This window comes from Novosphingobium sp. (assembly GCF_965229225.1).
GTDB lineage: Bacteria > Pseudomonadota > Alphaproteobacteria > Sphingomonadales > Sphingomonadaceae > Novosphingobium.
On the sequence record NZ_OZ245867.1, the window covers coordinates 1,266,854 to 1,282,773 of the forward strand.

Here is a 15,920-nt window from a genome sequence, read left to right on the forward strand (position 1 = left end):
ACGATCGGGTGTTCTGCCGGCGCAGGGGACTGGTTCGCGGGATCAGCATCGCGATCCCCGGGTCTGCGAGTGCGGGAGCGGAGCGGACTGCGAAGCTTGGCCGCGGGGTGTCGAGCGCGGCAAATCAGACTGGCTTACGGCTCGTCGAGATCGCACCTTCCATCGCGATCGAGCCACACGGCGACCGTCAGTCCTCGTTCGTTCACCAAGACAGATCGGGCGCGATGAGTCCTTCTACTCACCAAAGTCAGGACCGGCCACGCATTGGTCCCGCTCCAGCATTCGCTGAGGACCTCACCCTTGATCGGGCGGATAAAGAGTCTGTCGACAATACGCTCGCTTTCGACACCGCCTGTAGTGTTGCGCTCCACTGGTTCGGTCTTCACGACCCAAATGCCCTTGTCTCGAGCGCGCGAAAAAACGCCGTAGCAGCAGCCAAGCGCATCGGAGGGAACATCAGCGGGCGCATTCTCTGGCAGCCAAAGCCCGCCGCCCGCCCAATCCCAACCCGACACCACAGTGCCGGAATGCCCCCGAAAGACTGTTCCGACGCCGGGGCCGATATCCGCCGATTCAGCAGCCAGAGCTGGATACGAATAGCCAAGCAAAAGCAGCGCGCCAGACAGGCACTTGCGGAATGCTGGGATGGAACCAGATGCGGTTCGGCATCGATTCCGGTAGCTCACCCCTTGGCGAGCTGTCCGCGTACGGCACCGCCAGGGAAGTCTGCATTGTGGATGTTCACATAGTAGCCAGCCGGGTTGGCGATGATCGGCTTCAATTTGTCGGGCTCGACCGCGATGCACATGTCGCTGCCCTTGCCGGTGACGTCCATCGTGATGACCGGAGCACCGTTGGCACCGGCGGCGCCGGTGTGGACGTGAGCCATCGTCGGCGCGGCAATCTTTTCGCCGTAGAGCGTGTAGCAGAAATCGCCGGTATCGGTGTTGATCTCCACACGGAAGGCGCCGTTGCCTTCGGGCGCGCCGCCTCCCACTTCGTTGGCGCCGGAAAGGTTGGCCGTGAGGACCACCGTTTCAGCGGATGCGGCCACGGGGGCGAGCGCGAGCGCGGCGGCGCATGAGCTGAGGATCAGGGCGGGAAGCTTGGTCATCGCATCTTCTCCATGCAGGGCAGCGCGGCCAAAGCCTTCAGACTCGGGGCTTGTTTCCGCGCGCGAGGGGAGATTACGCCTTGTGGACGGGGGTGCAAGGTTTGGTGGCCTGCGGGGTTAGAAGGCGTTCTCGCAGAGATCGGAGAGCAGAAAGAGGGCGCACAGAAGCCGTGCCTCGATTCCGCGTCAGCGGCTACAGCGCGAGCGAACAATTGAGATTTGTGCGGCTTTGCCGCAGGTACGCCCTCTGCTTCCTCTGCGATCTCTGCGAGCCCCCCTCAATCAAAAGCTCTTCGGCAGGCCCAGAACGTGCGTCGCCACATGGCTGAGGATGAGGTTCGAGGAGATCGGCGCGACCTGATAGAGGCGGGTTTCGCGGAACTTGCGCTCGATGTCGTATTCCTCGGCAAAGCCGAAGCCGCCGTGGGTCTGCACGCACATGTCCGCCGCGAACCACGAGGCTTCGGAGGCGAGGAGCTTGGCCATGTTCGCCTCGGTGCCGGCGCCCTCCCCCGCATCGAACTTCGCGGCGGCGTCTGCCACCATCTGCGCGGCGGCGGTGGTCTGGATATAGGCGCGGGCGATGGGGAACTGGACGCCCTGGTTCTGGCCGATGGGGCGGCCGAAGACGGAGCGTTCCTTGGCATAGGCGCTGGCGCGATCGATGAAGAAGCGCGCGTCGCCGATGCATTCGGAGGCGATCAGGATGCGTTCGGCGTTCATGCCGGAAAGGATGTAGCGGAAGCCATCGCCTTCCTTGCCGATGAGATTTTCAGCAGGGACCGAGAGGTCATCGAAGAACAGCTCGGTCGTCGCGTGGTTGAGCATCGTGCGGATCGGGCGGATGGTGAGGCCGTTACCGACGGCTTCGCGCAAGTCGACGAGGAGGACGCTCATGCCTTCGGTGGACTTGGCGCATTCCTCGCGTGCCGTGGTCCGCACGAGGAGGACCATGAGGTCCGAATGTTCGGCGCGGCTGATCCAGATCTTCTGGCCGTTGACGATATAGCGGTCGCCATCCCGGCGGGCGAAGGTGGTGAGGCGCGTGGTATCGGTGCCGCTGGTGGGTTCGGTGACGCCGAAGGCCTGCAGGCGCAGCTCTCCGCGCGCGATGGCGGGGAGATAGCGATCTTTCTGTTCGTCGGAGCCGTGGCGCAGCAGGGTGCCCATGGTGTACATCTGCGCGTGGGCTGCGCCGCCGTTGCAGCCGGAGCGGTGGACTTCCTCGAGCACCGCCGTTGCCGCTGCCAGGCCGAGGCCGGAGCCGCCGTATGCCTCCGGGATGAGGACGGAGAGCCAGCCTTCGTTCGCGAGCGTGGTCACGAATTCGGTTGGGTATTTCCGATCACGGTCAAGCGCCTGCCAGTAGCTGCCGGGGAAGCGGGCGCAGAGTTTGCGCACGCCTTCGCGCAGGTCTGCAAAGGTTTCCTCGCCGTGAAGACCGTCCGTCATGCCTCAACCGCTCCCGCAAAGTGCTTGTCCGGGAAGGCTATTGCCTGCCTTTGGCCCGCCGTAAAGCTTGGACGGGAGTGCAAATTTGCTAGTCTGCGCCGAGGCGGTGGCGTTCGCGGCGCAAGTACACGAAGAGCATGATGAAGACCGGCACGATGACGAGCGCGGCGAAGAGGTCGTGCTCCACATGAACGCCGAACAGCGAAAGGCCGCCGCTGAGATAGGCGAGCAGCGAGACGGCGTAGTAGGTGATGGCGACGGTGGAGAAGCCTTCGACGAGGTGCTGAAGGCGCAGCTGCGTGCGCGTGGCGCTTTCCAGCGATTTGAGGAGCTGGGCGTTCTGATCCTCGATCCGCGTCTCGATCCGGGTGCGCAGCAGCGAGGTGAGCTGGGCGGAGCGTTCGGCCAGTTCCTGCTGGCGGCGCACGACCGTTTCGCAGGTGCGGATCGCGGGATGAAACCTGCGCTGGGTGAAATCGGCGAGGCTGGCGAAGCCGGGAATGGCGACGGGCGCGAGCGTGGCGAGGCGTTCGTCCACCAGCCGGGCATAGGCGGCGGTGGCGCTGAGCCGGTAGCGCGAATCGCTGGCGATGGTGCCAAGCTCGAGCGACATCGCGCAAAGCGCATCGAGGAGGTCGTTGTCGGAATTCTCGTCCGAATCGAGCTTGCGGCCAAAAGCGCGCAGTTCCTCTTCGGCGGCATCGAGCTTGGCCCAGCACGCGCGGGCCACGGGGAGGCCAAGGAGGGCCATGTTGCGATAATTGCCCAATTCCTGCAGCGATTGCACCGCGCGGGCGAGATCGACCGGGCCAAGCTGGCCAGCGGCGACGACGAGGCGGCCATAGCCCTCGTCCTTGATGCGGAAATCGGAGGAAAGCCGCGCGCCGCCGCCGAAATCGCAGCAGACAAGCTCCGCCGGATCGACATCGAACTGGGCCATGCGGGCAGCAGCAGCGGCGGCATCGGCTTCGATATCGATGAGCGTGGCGCGCAGCACTTCGCCCGGCGCGCCTTCCGCCCAGGCGCGCGCTTCGGCAAGGAGCGGTGCATCGGGGCTGGCGAAGACGGTGAGCGTGGTCGCTTCGCTATGCCGTTCCCAGGTGAAAAGGAGGCCTTCTGCGAGGATTCCCTGCATGTGGCGCTGGCCCGGCTCGGCAGCGAAAGCGGGGCCGCCGCGAAACGGGGGCAGGCCTTCGGAGGGGCCAAGACGCAGGATCTGGACGATCCGCATCGGCGGTGTGATGGGCGGCCAGCGCCGCAAATGCATCTCGCCGACAATCTCGCGCCGCAGCCGGTGCTCGTTCAACATGGCCTCTGGCACTCCCGTCCGGCGCGGCTTAGCGCCGGTCCATAGTCTTTCACAGCACACTTGCCGTTACAACCCGCATAGTCCAGATTGGTTGACACTATGAACCGCTTCCCCTTCTCCGCCATCGTCGCGCAAGACGAAATGAAGCAGGCCCTGCTGCTCGCCGCTGTCGATCCCGCTATCGGGGGCGTGATGGTCTTCGGCGATCGCGGGACCGGAAAATCGACGGCAGCGCGGGCACTTGCCGCGATTCTGCCGCCCATTGTGGCGGTGGAAGGCTGCCGCTTTGGCTGCGCGCCGACCGACGCGGGGACCTGTCCAGATCCCTGTACATCGAAGAAGACAGCGAAGCGCGCGGTGCCCTTTGTCGATCTGCCGCTGGGCGCGACGGAGGACCGCGTGATCGGCGCGCTCGATCTCGAACGCGCGCTGCGCTCGGGCGAAAAGCGCTTCGAGCCGGGGCTGCTGGCCAAGGCGCATCGGGGCTTTCTCTATATCGACGAGATCAACCTGCTGGAGGATCACCTTGTCGATCTGCTGCTCGATGTGGCGGCTTCGGGCGAAAACCTTGTCGAGCGCGAGGGGCTTTCGGTGCGGCACAAGGCAAAGTTCGTGCTGATCGGCAGCGGCAATCCGGAGGAAGGTGAACTGCGCCCGCAGCTGCTCGACCGGTTCGGGCTTTCGGTGGAAGTGCGCACCCCGCAGACGCTCGATGCGCGCGTGGAAATCATGCGCCGCTGCGCCGCGCATGAACGCGATGCAGCGACGTTTTGCGAGGAATGGGCGGCGGCGGATGCCAAGATCGTGCGGCGCATTGCGCGGGGGCGGAGCCGGCTGCCTTCGGTCGAGACGCCGGACGAAGTGCTCTACGATGCCTCGCGCCTGTGCATGGCCTGCAAGGCCGACGGGCTGCGCGGCGAGCTCACCGTGATGCGCGCGGCGCGTGCGCAGGCCGCGCTGGAAGGGGCCGATACGGTCAAGCGCAAGCACGTGATCGCGGTTGCCCCGATGGCGCTGCGCCACCGCCTGCGGCGCGATGTACTCGACGAAACCGGATCGACCATCCGCATCGAACGCGCGGTGGCCGAGGTGTTTGGATGACATCGCCTGATGCGCCGTCCGCCGCAGAGGATGCGGCGCTGGCGCTGCGTGCCTTTGCGCTCTGGCCGGCGGGCTTCGGCGGGCTCTGGCTGCGCGGCCCCGGCCCGGCGCGCGATGCGCTGGTCGAGCGGCTGGGCCAGACGGTGCGCCTGAGGCGCATGCCCGCGCATATCGACACCGAGCGCCTGCACGGCGGGATTGACCTGGCCGCGAGCCTTGCAGCGGGACGCAGTATCTCGCGGTCAGGCTTTCTGGAGGAAGCGCGCGGCGGCGTGGTGATTGCGCCGTTGGCCGAGCGGATCACCGCATCGCTTGCGGGCAGCGTGGCGCAGGCGCTGGACCATGCGGAAGCGGGCGAGCGTTTCGGCCTCGTGCTGCTCGATGACGGCGCGGAACGGGACGAGGTGCCGCCGCTGAGCCTGACCGAGCGCGTGGCGTTCGCTTGCGAACTGGGAAGCGCTGCACCGGGCGGACTGGCGCAGACGGAACTGCCCCAGCCGCTGGCTTCCCCCGCCGAGATCCCGGCCTGCAGCGCGGAAGGGCTGGAAGCGCTTGCCGCCGTTTCGCTGGCGCTGGGGGTCGATTCCGGGCGGGCGCTGCGGTTTGCCGCGCTCACTGCCGGGGCCAGCGCGCGGCTCGATGGGCGCGGTATTGTGCGCGAAAGCGATCTTGCAGCGGCGGCCCGGCTGGTGCTCGCCCCGCGCGCGACGCGCTTGCCGCCGCCCCCACCCGAGGATGAGGAGGAGGCCCCGCCCCCTCCCCCGCCGCCCGCGGACAGCGAGCCGGATACGCCGGGCGACGAGGAGCAGGAAGATAACGGGACGCCCGATCCGGACCAGCTTATCGAAGCGGCGGTGGCGGCCATTCCGCCCGGCCTGCTCGAGGCCCTGGCGGATGGCCGCACCCGGCGCGGAGCGGGGAGTGGCGGCGGCGCGCGGCATCTTTCGCCGCTGCGGGGCCGTCCACTGGCCGCACGACAGGGCCTGCCGCGCGGCGGAGCTAGGCTTGCGTTGATCGATACGCTGCGCGCGGCTGTACCGTGGCAGGCGCTGCGGCGGGCGGAAGGCGAGGCGCGCGCGGGCCTGCGGATCATGAAGGACGATGTGCGCGTCCGCCGGTTCGAGGCGCGCAGCGCTTCGGTCACGATCTTTGCAGTCGATGCTTCAGGTTCGGCGGCGTTTAGCCGGCTTGCCGAGGCCAAGGGCGCGGTCGAGCTGCTGCTGGCGCAAGCTTATGTGAAGCGCACGGAAGTCGCGCTTGTGGCGTTCCGGGGAAGCGATGCGCAGCTGCTGCTGCCGCCCACCCGTTCGCTGACCCGCGCGCGGCGGGCGCTGACGGAGCTGCCGGGCGGCGGCGGCACCCCGCTTGCGGCAGGCCTCTCGCTGGTCTGCACGCTCGGCACCGGCCTGACGCGGCGCGGTTATACACCGCTGCTGGTGATCCTGACCGACGGGCGCGGCAACATCGCGCTCGATGGCAGCGCCAACCGGGCGGTGGCCACGCAAGACGCGCTGAAAGCCGGGCGCGCGATTGCGGCGGCTGGCCTTGCCGGCGTGGTGATCGACATCTCGCCCCGCCCTCGCCCCGAAGCTTCAGCCGTCGCTGCGGCCATGCGCGCGCGCTATGTGCCGCTACCGCAGGCGAATGCGGCCACGCTGAGCAAGGTGATCGGGGCGCTGACATGAGCAAGCCGCTCGTCTGGGAAACCGACGGCCGCGATTGGCCGCATCGCGCGGCGAGCCGGTTCGTGCAGGCGGGGCCCCTGACCTGGCATGTGCAGGAGATGGGCGAAGGCCCGGCGGTGGTGCTGCTCCACGGCACCGGCGCGGCGACGCACAGCTGGCGGCACCTGATGCCGCTGCTGGCCAGGGAACACCGCGTGATCGCGATGGACCTGCCCGGCCACGGCTTCACGCGCGGGCGGCCGCCGGGCGGACTGACGCTGCCCGGCATGGCGGCGGCGGTGACGGCGCTGCTGAACCAGCTGGAGGTTCGGCCGGAGCGGCTGATCGGCCATTCGGCAGGGGCGGCGATTGCGCTCAGAATGATCCGCGAGGGGTTCGCGGTGCCCGAGGTCATCGGCCTCAATGCCGCCCTCTCCCCGTTTCCCGGGTTTTTCGCGCCGTTGTTTCAGGGGCTCGCGCGTGCGCTCGTGCTCAATCCGCTGGTTCCGCGTCTGTTTGCTGCCAGCGCGCGGACCTCAGGCGATACCGGGCGACTGCTCGTCCGCTCGACCGGTTCGCAGATCGATACCGATGGCGTGCGCTGCTACGCCATGCTGCTCGGCAACGCGCTGCATTGCCGGGGCGCGCTGGAGATGATGGCCGGGTGGGACCTTGCCGGGCTGCAGCGTGATCTGCCCAAGGTCGCGGCGCGGGTCCGCCTGATCCACGGCGCGAAGGACGCTGCCGTGCCGACCAGCTCGGTCGAGCAGGCGGCCAAACTGCTGCCGCAGGCCACGCTCAGCGTGCTTGCAGGACTGGGCCACCTGGCGCACGAAGAGCGCGCGGATCTCGTTGCGGAGGCCATTGCCGCCACCGCGCCGATACATGCTTGAGAGGGAGGCAGCGCGTGGCTCAGAACTTCGGTTGGATCGAGATGGTTGTCTTTGGCGGCATCGCGCTTTCGCTGGGCGTGTGGCAGCTCGTCTCCGTCAACCGCGAGATTGCCAGGGACAAGGCGAAGAAGGACGCGGCGCCGAAGGACTGAGCGCTCAGCGCCGCGCCCTCGGCATTCGGTGCGGGATCAGTTGCTGCACGATCGGTGAGCAGAAGCGGTCCAGCGAGAGCGTTTCCTGCATCGCCACCACCGGTTCGCCATAGAGCCGCGCATGGAGCGTCGAGCGGGTATAGAAGGGCGAATCCTCCCATGTCCGCCGCACCCGGGCGAGGCCGCGATCGGCGCGGGTCACACGCTCCATCTGCCACATCGTGTTGGGCAGCGGGGCCGTTGGCGGCAGGTCCGCTTCGTGCGGGACACCGGCGGAATCGAAGCGCAGCGCGCTCGCAAAAGTCGAACCATCGCGGCGCTGACCCTCATAGAACACCGCGACATGCTTGCCGAGATGGGCGCGCGACCAGTGCCACACGCGGAAGCCTTCCTCCAGCGACTCCGAACCGCGGTTGGAATCGAGATAGGCGCTGCCCTTCCAGCTCAGCTCGGGCGCCTGCATTTCAACCGAGATCCGCGCGCGCGGGGCAAGGCAGTGCCACAAGTGCTTGCCTGCGGGATCGAGCGCGAAGGCTTCGGTGTTGAGCATTTCGGGCCAGACCTTGATCTGCCCTGCCACACGCCGGCGGAACGGGTTCATGATCCGCTTGTCGACTTCCTCGATGTCGATGATCAGGCAGTCCCCCGCCCAGCGCACCGAGCTGGGCCCGATCGCGAACTGATCTGCCTCGGGCTTGACGGCGTGCTCGCCCCGCTCGGTCATCGTCCAGCGCGCCTTGGGGCCATAGAGCGCGACATTGAGCGCGCAGTGATCCAGCGGGTTCCCGCGTCCGGAACGCTTGAAATAGGGTGAGAACACGCTGCCGATGAAGGCGATCAGGGTGAGGCCGTGCTGCCCGTCGTCGCTCAGCGCATCGACATACCACCAGCTGTAGCCGCCCGGCGGCACCGGCGTATCGAAGCGGGGATGCGCATCACTGTCGCGGCTGCCGGGTGCGCGGACAAGGCGGTCATCCTCACCCCGGTTAAGCAGGGCCCAGGGATCGGGAGCGACCGGCGCGGGCGGCAGGGCGCCGTTCATCCGTGCAATGCCCTTCCACAGCGGCGGCCACTCCTCGGCCGTTTCGGGGCCACTGTCCTTGAACCGCAACGCACCATCTGCGGGGGTCTGGCCTCGCCACATGGTTCAATCTCCCTTGCCCCATCCGCGGAGCGTGCAGGGATGATTGACGCATTGCCGCTAAATGTCCAATGTAATTGACATATGGATATGTCCAATCGTCTGGATTTGCCCGAAAGGGTTGGCCTCCGGGAACGCTGGATCAGCTGGCGCAACCGCCTTCTGACCAATCCGAAGTTCCAGCAATGGAGCGCCGCCTTCCCGCTGACGCGCCCGATCGTGCGCTCCCGTGCGCGGCGGGCGTTCGATCTGGTGGCCGGATTCGCCTATGCGCAGGTGCTGACGGCCTGCGTCGAGGGCGGCTTGCTGGACCTGCTTGCCGAGGGCGCCTGCGATACGGCAACGGCGGCGAATCGCGCCGGACTGGGCATGGCCGCGACCGAGCGCCTGCTGCGCGCTGCCGCCTCGCTGGGGATCGCCGAGTCGCTGCCGGGCGGGCGCTGGACGCTGGGGATGGATGGCGCTGCGCTCCAGTGCAATCCGGGTGCGCGGGCGATGATCCGCCACCACGCGCTGCTTTACACCGACCTCGCCGATCCGCTGGCGCTGCTGCGCGCGGACCGCAAGGAACCGACCGCGCTGTCCGAATTCTGGACCTATGCGCGGGCCAGCGCGACGGGCGCAGTGCCGCCAGGGCGGCAGGGCGACGCGGACAACGCCCCTGCGGCAACCGCTTATTCCGCGCTGATGGCCGCCTCGCAGGCGATGGTCAGCGAACAGCTCGTCGCCGCCTACAAGTTCAGCCGCCACAAGGCGTTGCTTGATGTGGGCGGAGGCACAGGCGCATTTGTGCGCGCGGTCGGGATGGCGGCGCCTTCTCTGCGACTCGGCCTGTTCGATCTGCCCGACGTTGTGTCCGGAGCAGAGGCGACGCTCGGGCGCGACGCGCTGATCGCGCCGCGGCTTTCCCTGCACAAGGGCAGCTTTCTCCATGATCCGCTGCCCACCGGCTTCGATCTCGTGACGCTGGTGCGCATCCTGCACGACCACGACGATGAACCGGCGCTGCGCATCCTGCGGGCTGTGCGCGCCGCGCTGCCGCCGGGCGGCACGCTGCTGATCGGCGAGCCGATGGCCGGCGCCACGGGCGGCGCCGCGATGGGCGATGCATACTTCGGGCTTTACCTCTGGGCGATGGGATCGGGGCGCCCGCGCCGTCCGGCCGAGCTTGGCGCGATGCTCAGAAGCGCCGGGTTTGCGAGCTGGAAGGAGCTTCCGACCCACCTCCCGCTGGTCTGCGGCGCGATCGTCGCACGTGTCTGAGCCGGCCGCCCAGCGGCCCCTCGCAAAGTACCACCAAAACGGATCACCGGCGTTCCTGCACAGCTTGTCGCAGGAGCAGTCTGCACAAAAGTGTAGTGTCGAGTTGACACTTCTTGATGACAATGTAAGCTGACACTCGGAAAGCCCCCTAGACCGAACGGCACGCCGTCCGGCCTCGGGCTGAGGGGAAAAGTGGTCGTGGAAGCATTAGCGCTCATCATGGAGGCACCGGAGCAGTTGGCACTCCGCCCCCTCGCGCTCGATGCGCCGACCGGTTCCGACGTTGTCGTCGAAGTCCGCTGGAGCGGCATCAGCACAGGCACCGAAAAGCTGCTCTGGACCGGGAAAATGCCGATGTTTCCGGGCATGGGTTATCCGCTCGTGCCGGGGTACGAATCGGTTGGCCGGGTGATCGATGCTGGCCGGGATGCCTGGGCGCGAATCGGTGATTGGGTCTTCGTTCCCGGCGCCAGCTGCTTCCGCGATGCGCGCGGCCTGTTCGGCGGCTCGGCTCGCCGCCTCGTTCTCCCGTCGACCCGCGCACTCACCATCGACGAGTCGCTGCAGGCTGACGGCGTGCTCTTCGCCCTCGCCGCGACGGCGCTTCATGCGCTCGATGGCGGCACCCTGCCCGATCTCATCGTCGGCCACGGCGTGCTTGGCCGCCTGCTCGCCCGCATCACGATGGCGCTGGGCGCACCTGCCCCCACCGTCTGGGAAACCGATCCGCTCCGTACTGCCGGTGCAATCGGCTACACAGTCGTCGCGCCCGATGCCGATCCGCGCCGCGATTATCGCTCGATCTGCGATGCCAGCGGCGATTCGAACATTCTCGATACGCTGCTCTCGCGCCTCGCGCGCGGCGGCGAGATCAACCTCGCCGGGTTCTATTCGGACCGGCTGAACTTCGCCTTCCCGGTGGCCTTCCGCGCCGAGGCCCGCATTCGCGTGGCAGCGGAGTGGAGCCCCGGCGACCTCGACCGTACGCGCGATCTCATTCGCGACGGCCGGCTCGACCTCAGCGGCCTGGTTACCGACGTTCGCCCCGCGAGCGAGGCGGCCGAGGCTTATCCTGCGGCCTTCACAGACCGCAACTGCCTGAAAATGGTTCTCGACTGGAGCAACTGCGCATGACGACTCTTGAAGCATCTGCGCGCGTTCAAGCGCTTCGCGATGAAGCGGCGATCGAACCCGACGCGATTGTGCCTACCGAAGTGACCAAGGAAACGCAGATCATCGCGATCTACGGCAAGGGCGGCTCGGGCAAGAGCTTCGCGCTTTCCAACCTCAGCTACATGATGGCGCAGCAGGGCAAGCGCGTGCTGCTGATCGGCTGCGATCCCAAGTCCGATACCACCTCGCTGCTGTTCGGCGGCAAGAGTTGCCCGACGATCATCGAAACCTCTTCGCGCAAGAAGCTGGCGGGTGAGGAAGTGAAGATCGAGGACGTGTGCTTCCAGCGCGACGGCGTTTTCGCGATGGAGCTCGGCGGACCTGAAGTCGGCCGTGGTTGCGGTGGGCGCGGTATCATCCACGGTTTCGAACTGCTCGAGAAGCTGGGCTTCCACGAGTGGGGCTTCGATTACGTGTTGCTCGATTTCCTCGGCGACGTGGTCTGCGGCGGCTTCGGCCTGCCGATCGCGCGCGACATGTGCCAGAAGGTCATCGTCGTCGGCTCGAACGACTTGCAGTCGCTCTACGTGGCGAACAACGTCTGCAAGGCGGTCGAATACTTCCGCTCGATGGGCGGCAATGTCGGCGTTGCGGGCATGATCATCAACAAGGACGACGGCACCGGCGAGGCGAAGGCCTTTGCCGAGGCGGTCGATATCCCGGTGCTCTGCGCGATCCCGGCGGACGAGGACATTCGCCGCAAATCCGCCAATTACCAGATCATCGGCCGGCCTGACACGCAGTGGGGCAGCCTGTTCGAGGAACTCGCCGAGAACGTGGCCACCGCCCCGCCGCGCCGGCCCAAGCCGCTCGATCAGGACGGCCTGCTCGGCCTGTTCTCGCCCGAGGAAACCGGCGGCAGCGTGACATTGCTGCCCGCGACCCAGGCCGACATGCGCGGCGGCTCGTTCGAACCCAAGGCTTCGCTGGAGGTCGTCTACGATGACATCTGACGCGCGCCCCCCTGCTGACCGTATCGACGCCACACCGGACGCGCTCGTCCCCGCGGGCGACGGGGGCGGCTGCCATGGCGGCACGGACCGGATGCGCGAGGCGGCCCGCGCCGCAGGCAAGAGCGAAGTGCTCGATCGCTATGCCGCCGATTATCCGGTCGGCCCGCACGATCAGCCCCAATCGATGTGCCCCGCGTTCGGCTCGCTGCGCGTGGGCCTTCGCATGCGGCGCACCGCAAGCGTGCTCTCCGGCTCGGCCTGCTGCGTCTATGGCCTCACCTTCACCTCGCACTTCTACGGCGCGCGGCGCAGCGTGGGCTATGTTCCGTTCAATTCGGAAACGCTCGTCACCGGCAAGCTCTTTGAGGATATCAAGGAAGCGGTCGAGAACCTCGCCGATCCCGAGCACTACGATGCGATCGTGGTCACCAACCTCTGCGTGCCCACGGCCAGCGGCGTTCCGCTCCGTCTGCTGGGCAAGGAAATCAACGGCGTCCGGATCATCGGCATCGATGTCCCCGGTTTCGGCATTCCGACCCACGCCGAAGCCAAGGACGTGCTCGCCGGAGCCATGCTCGCCTACGCCCGCAGCGAGGCTGAAGCAGGCCCGGTGAGCGCGCCCCAGACGCGGCCCGACAAGCCGACCGTCACCCTGCTGGGCGAGATGTTCCCGGTCGACCCGATGGGCATTGCCCAGATGCTCGAACCGATGGGCCTGGCTGCCGGGCCGGTCGTGCCGACCCGCGAATGGCGCGAGCTCTATGCCGCGCTTGATTGCGCCGTCGTCGCCGCGATCCACCCCTTCTACACCGCCAGCGTGCGCGAATTCGAAGCTGCCGGGCGCACGGTCGTCGGCTCGGCGCCGGTTGGCCGCGATGGCACGGCCGACTGGCTCGCCGCGATTGGCCAGGCTTGCGGCGTAAAGGCCGATCTGGTCGCCGCCGCGCAGAACCGCATCCTGCCCGCGATCACCGCAGCGCTTGCAGCCCGCCCGATCAAGGGCCGGATCACCGTTTCGGGCTATGAAGGCTCGGAGCTGCTGGTCGCCCGCCTGCTGATCGAAAGCGGCGCGGACGTGCGCTATGTCGGCACCGCCTGCCCGCGCACGGTCTGGTCTGATCCCGATCGCGAGTGGCTCCAGGCCCGCGGCGTGAAAGTGCAGTATCGCGCCAGCCTCGAGCAGGACATTGCGGCGGTCGAGGAATTCCGCCCCGATCTCGCCATCGGGACGACGCCGGTGGTTCAGCATGCCAAGCAGATGGCGATCCCGGCGCTCTATTTCACCAACCTCATCTCGGCCCGGCCGCTGATGGGCCCGGCGGGTGCCGGCAGCCTGGCCATGGTGGTCAACACGGCCATCGCCGGCAAGGCGCGCTTCGACCGCATGGCTGCCTTCTTCGACGGCGTCGGCACCGGGCATGCCACCGGTGTCTGGGAAGATACCCCGCAGGACCGCCCAAGCTTCAAGAAGAAGTACGCGGCCTTGAACGAGGCTGCCCGCAAGGCGGCCGAGGCGGTGGGCTCATGATCTTTCTCATCTCCTACGGCGACCAGCGCCTCGCCATCACTGTCCAGCCCGCGCGGCAGCCGGCCGTTCAGCCATCAAGCCTGCCCTCCGACGAAACGTCGGTGCTGCTGTTCGGCCATAGCCTGGGCAAGGCCCTGAGCCAGATGTTCGGAGCGCGCGCATGACGCTGATCATCGATCACGATCGGGCCGGCGGCTATTGGGGCGCGGTCTACGTCTTTACTGCGGTCAAGGGCCTGCAGGTCATCATCGACGGCCCGGTGGGCTGCGAGAATCTGCCGGTCACCTCGGTGCTGCACTACACCGATGGCCTGCCGCCGCATGAACTGCCCATCGTCGTGACCGGCCTGGGCGAGGAAGAGCTCGGCAAGACCGGCACCGAAGCCGCCATGCGCCGCGCCTGGAAGACGCTCGACCCGGATCTCCCGGCGGTCGTCGTCACCGGCTCGATCGCCGAGATGATCGGCGGCGGCGTGACGCCCGGCGGCACCAATATCAAGCGCTTCCTGCCGCGCACGATCGACGAGGATCAGTGGCAATCGGCCGACCGCGCGCTGAGCTGGCTATGGACCGAGTTCGGCCCCAAGGCGATGCCCGCCCCCAAGGCGCGCAAGGACGGTGAGAAGCCCCGCGTCAACATCATCGGCCCGGCCTACGGCATGTTCAACATGGCCTCGGACCTTGCCGAAGTGCGCCGCCTGATCGAAGGCATCGGCGCCGAGGTGAACGTGGTCTTCCCGCTGGGCTGCCATCTTGCCGATATCCGCAAGCTGGCGGATGCCGACGCGAACGTCTGCCTTTACCGCGAGTTCGGGCGGAACCTGTGCGAAGTGCTCGAGCGGCCCTACTTCCAGGCGCCGGTCGGCCTCACGTCGACCACCCGCTTCCTCGAAGCGCTGGGCGCATCGCTGGGTCTTGATCCCGAGCCGTTCATCACGCGCGAGAAGCACACCACGATCAAGCCGCTGTGGGACCTGTGGCGCTCGGTCACGCAGGACTTCTTCGGCACGGCGAGCTTCGGCATCGTCGCCAACGAGACCTACACGCGCGGAATTCGCCATTTCCTCGAAGAGGACATGGGCCTGCCCTGCGCCTTCGCCTTCTCGCGCAGTGCGGGTGTGAAGCCGAAGAACGAAGACGTGCGCGATGCGATCCGCGCCGGCGCGCCGATGGTCGTGTTCGGCAGCTATAACGAGCGGATGTACCTCGCCGAATGCGGCGCGCGCAGCATCTACATCCCGGCGAGCTTCCCGGGTGCAGCGATCCGCCGCCACCCCGGCACGCCCTTCATGGGTTATTCGGGGGCGACCTACCTGATCCAGGAAGTGTGCAACGCGCTGTTCGACGCGCTGTTCCACATCCTCCCGCTGGCCACCCAGCTCGATGCGGTGCCCGCCACGCCGGCGCGGCTCCACCGCGAGCTGCCGTGGAGCGACGAGGCCAAGGCGCGGCTCGACGAACTGGTCGAAGCACAGCCGGTCCTCATCCGCATCTCCTTTGCCAAGCGCCTGCGCGACGCGGCTGAAGCCGCCGCGCGCCGCGAAGGCGAAAGCATCGTCAGCCCCGACAGGCTGGCAGATGCGCTGCTCGGTGCTTCCGCACCATGAGCCGCGCGCACGAAATGACCCGCGCCAACGCGGGCACCACCATTCCCTCGGTTTCGGCCGTTGGAATATCGCCGGGGGGCGATCGCCGCCTCTCGCTTTGCACGTCAATACTGGAGATGCAGAAATGAGCGATGATCGCCTTGGGCTCAGGACCTACCTGACCCCCGAAGAAGCCAAGGAATTCCACAAGCTGTTCATGAGCAGCTTCCTCGGCTTCACCGCAGTTGCCGTGGTTGCCCACGCGCTCGTGTGGTCGTGGCGTCCCTGGATTTCGTAAGAAATCCACCGACACAACTACCGCGTTTGGCCGCAACGGCCACCCGGCCTTTTCTTGGCCGAACATGTACGACCGCGCCCAGATGGCGCATTCACAAGGACAGATACCATGTGGAGAGTCTGGCTTATTTTCGATCCGCGCAGGGCCCTGGTGGCTCTTGCTGCCTTCCTGTTTGTGCTGGCAATCGTGATTCACTTCATCCTGCTCAGCACGCCTCGCTTCAACTGGCTCGACGGCCCGCACACTGCGGCCCCGGCAGCCGCAGCCGCTGGCGCGGCCGCACCCTGACCACCT

Annotated in this window: 17 protein-coding genes; 12 read left to right on the forward strand and 5 right to left on the reverse strand. The window is 67.3% G+C overall.

Annotation, left to right across the window (positions count from 1 at the left end):
- Positions 1-134 precede the first annotated feature (134 nt).
- The 4 genes from ACO06X_RS05630 to ACO06X_RS05645 form a co-directional block, all read right to left on the reverse strand.
- On the reverse strand, positions 135-686 hold the full coding sequence (locus ACO06X_RS05630) for a hypothetical protein (RefSeq protein WP_421838981.1): 552 nt from the start codon (positions 684-686) through the stop codon (positions 135-137).
- A complete protein-coding gene (locus ACO06X_RS05635) occupies positions 683-1,114 on the reverse strand; it encodes a CHRD domain-containing protein (protein ID WP_421838982.1) in 432 nt (143 codons plus the stop codon). Before ACO06X_RS05635 ends, ACO06X_RS05630 begins: the two co-directional genes overlap by 4 nt.
- Before the next feature lie 282 nt (positions 1,115-1,396).
- Positions 1,397-2,566 (reverse strand): acyl-CoA dehydrogenase family protein, encoded by a 1,170-nt coding sequence (locus ACO06X_RS05640; RefSeq protein ID WP_421838983.1) that lies wholly within the window; start codon positions 2,564-2,566, stop codon positions 1,397-1,399.
- 88 nt (positions 2,567-2,654) lie between these two features.
- Positions 2,655-3,875, reverse strand: a complete 1,221-nt coding sequence (locus ACO06X_RS05645; protein ID WP_421838984.1) for a DUF3422 family protein — start codon at positions 3,873-3,875, stop codon at positions 2,655-2,657.
- A 99-nt stretch (positions 3,876-3,974) separates the two neighbouring features.
- Here ACO06X_RS05645 and bchI point away from each other — a divergent pair, with 99 nt between their 5' ends.
- From bchI to ACO06X_RS05665, 4 genes are read left to right on the forward strand one after another with little or no spacing between them, the layout of a single operon-like run.
- The gene (gene bchI / locus ACO06X_RS05650) at positions 3,975-4,976 is read left to right on the forward strand and encodes a magnesium chelatase ATPase subunit I (RefSeq protein ID WP_421838985.1); all 1,002 of its coding nucleotides are present in this window, start codon (positions 3,975-3,977) and stop codon (positions 4,974-4,976) included.
- Complete coding sequence (locus ACO06X_RS05655; RefSeq protein ID WP_421838986.1) at positions 4,973-6,661, forward strand: magnesium chelatase subunit D; 1,689 nt, start codon at positions 4,973-4,975, stop codon at positions 6,659-6,661. Before bchI ends, ACO06X_RS05655 begins: the two co-directional genes overlap by 4 nt.
- Positions 6,658-7,533, forward strand: a complete 876-nt coding sequence (gene bchO / locus ACO06X_RS05660) for an alpha/beta fold hydrolase BchO (protein WP_421838987.1) — start codon at positions 6,658-6,660, stop codon at positions 7,531-7,533. Before ACO06X_RS05655 ends, bchO begins: the two co-directional genes overlap by 4 nt.
- Positions 7,534-7,547: 14 nt before the next feature.
- The gene (locus tag ACO06X_RS05665; protein ID WP_298171255.1) at positions 7,548-7,685 is read left to right on the forward strand and encodes a hypothetical protein; all 138 of its coding nucleotides are present in this window, start codon (positions 7,548-7,550) and stop codon (positions 7,683-7,685) included.
- A gap of 4 nt (positions 7,686-7,689) precedes the next feature.
- Here the strand turns inward: ACO06X_RS05665 and ACO06X_RS05670 are convergent, their stop codons facing one another.
- Positions 7,690-8,829, reverse strand: a complete 1,140-nt coding sequence (locus tag ACO06X_RS05670; protein WP_421838988.1) for a hypothetical protein — start codon at positions 8,827-8,829, stop codon at positions 7,690-7,692.
- A gap of 87 nt (positions 8,830-8,916) precedes the next feature.
- On the opposite strand from ACO06X_RS05670, the gene ACO06X_RS05675 reads away from it, so the two are divergent.
- The 8 genes from ACO06X_RS05675 to pufA all read left to right on the forward strand — a co-directional run bounded on the left by ACO06X_RS05675 (position 8,917) and on the right by pufA (position 15,914).
- On the forward strand, positions 8,917-10,089 hold the full coding sequence (locus ACO06X_RS05675; protein ID WP_421838989.1) for a methyltransferase: 1,173 nt from the start codon (positions 8,917-8,919) through the stop codon (positions 10,087-10,089).
- Between the two features lie 198 nt (positions 10,090-10,287).
- Positions 10,288-11,223 (forward strand): chlorophyll synthesis pathway protein BchC, encoded by a 936-nt coding sequence (gene bchC / locus ACO06X_RS05680; protein ID WP_421838990.1) that lies wholly within the window; start codon positions 10,288-10,290, stop codon positions 11,221-11,223.
- Positions 11,220-12,215 carry a chlorophyllide a reductase iron protein subunit X gene (locus tag ACO06X_RS05685; protein WP_421838991.1) on the forward strand — a complete coding sequence of 332 codons (996 nt, stop codon included), beginning with the start codon at positions 11,220-11,222 and terminating at the stop codon, positions 12,213-12,215. Before bchC ends, ACO06X_RS05685 begins: the two co-directional genes overlap by 4 nt.
- Entirely contained in the window at positions 12,205-13,743 is a 1,539-nt protein-coding gene (gene bchY, locus ACO06X_RS05690; RefSeq protein WP_421838992.1) for a chlorophyllide a reductase subunit Y, read from the forward strand. The genes ACO06X_RS05685 and bchY overlap by 11 nt, the downstream gene beginning before the upstream one ends.
- A complete protein-coding gene (locus ACO06X_RS05695; protein ID WP_421838993.1) occupies positions 13,740-13,907 on the forward strand; it encodes a hypothetical protein in 168 nt (55 codons plus the stop codon). Before bchY ends, ACO06X_RS05695 begins: the two co-directional genes overlap by 4 nt.
- Positions 13,904-15,349 carry a chlorophyllide a reductase subunit Z gene (gene bchZ / locus ACO06X_RS05700; protein WP_421838994.1) on the forward strand — a complete coding sequence of 482 codons (1,446 nt, stop codon included), beginning with the start codon at positions 13,904-13,906 and terminating at the stop codon, positions 15,347-15,349. Before ACO06X_RS05695 ends, bchZ begins: the two co-directional genes overlap by 4 nt.
- A 124-nt stretch (positions 15,350-15,473) precedes the next feature.
- Positions 15,474-15,626, forward strand: a complete 153-nt coding sequence (pufB, locus tag ACO06X_RS05705) for a light-harvesting antenna LH1, beta subunit (RefSeq protein WP_072383985.1) — start codon at positions 15,474-15,476, stop codon at positions 15,624-15,626.
- Positions 15,627-15,734: 108 nt separating this feature from the next.
- The gene (gene pufA, locus ACO06X_RS05710; RefSeq protein WP_298171240.1) at positions 15,735-15,914 is read left to right on the forward strand and encodes a light-harvesting antenna LH1, alpha subunit; all 180 of its coding nucleotides are present in this window, start codon (positions 15,735-15,737) and stop codon (positions 15,912-15,914) included.
- Positions 15,915-15,920 lie beyond the last annotated feature (6 nt).

Excerpts from the sequence above, each read along its gene's own strand:
- ACO06X_RS05635 (WP_421838982.1), bottom strand. The coding sequence starts at position 1,114 with ATGACCAAGCTTCCCGCCCTGATCCTCAGCTCATGCGCCGCCGCGCTC.
- ACO06X_RS05675 (WP_421838989.1), top strand. The coding sequence starts at position 8,917 with ATGTCCAATCGTCTGGATTTGCCCGAAAGGGTTGGCCTCCGGGAACGC.
- bchO (WP_421838987.1), top strand. The coding sequence starts at position 6,658 with ATGAGCAAGCCGCTCGTCTGGGAAACCGACGGCCGCGATTGGCCGCAT.
- bchI (WP_421838985.1), top strand. The coding sequence starts at position 3,975 with ATGAACCGCTTCCCCTTCTCCGCCATCGTCGCGCAAGACGAAATGAAG.
- ACO06X_RS05640 (WP_421838983.1), bottom strand. The coding sequence starts at position 2,566 with ATGACGGACGGTCTTCACGGCGAGGAAACCTTTGCAGACCTGCGCGAA.
- ACO06X_RS05685 (WP_421838991.1), top strand. The coding sequence starts at position 11,220 with ATGACGACTCTTGAAGCATCTGCGCGCGTTCAAGCGCTTCGCGATGAA.
- bchY (WP_421838992.1), top strand. The coding sequence starts at position 12,205 with ATGACATCTGACGCGCGCCCCCCTGCTGACCGTATCGACGCCACACCG.
- bchZ (WP_421838994.1), top strand. The coding sequence starts at position 13,904 with ATGACGCTGATCATCGATCACGATCGGGCCGGCGGCTATTGGGGCGCG.
- ACO06X_RS05695 (WP_421838993.1), top strand. The coding sequence starts at position 13,740 with ATGATCTTTCTCATCTCCTACGGCGACCAGCGCCTCGCCATCACTGTC.
- pufA (WP_298171240.1), top strand. The coding sequence starts at position 15,735 with ATGTGGAGAGTCTGGCTTATTTTCGATCCGCGCAGGGCCCTGGTGGCT.
- pufB (WP_072383985.1), top strand. The coding sequence starts at position 15,474 with ATGAGCGATGATCGCCTTGGGCTCAGGACCTACCTGACCCCCGAAGAA.
- ACO06X_RS05655 (WP_421838986.1), top strand. The coding sequence starts at position 4,973 with ATGACATCGCCTGATGCGCCGTCCGCCGCAGAGGATGCGGCGCTGGCG.
- ACO06X_RS05670 (WP_421838988.1), bottom strand. The coding sequence starts at position 8,829 with ATGTGGCGAGGCCAGACCCCCGCAGATGGTGCGTTGCGGTTCAAGGAC.
- ACO06X_RS05645 (WP_421838984.1), bottom strand. The coding sequence starts at position 3,875 with ATGTTGAACGAGCACCGGCTGCGGCGCGAGATTGTCGGCGAGATGCAT.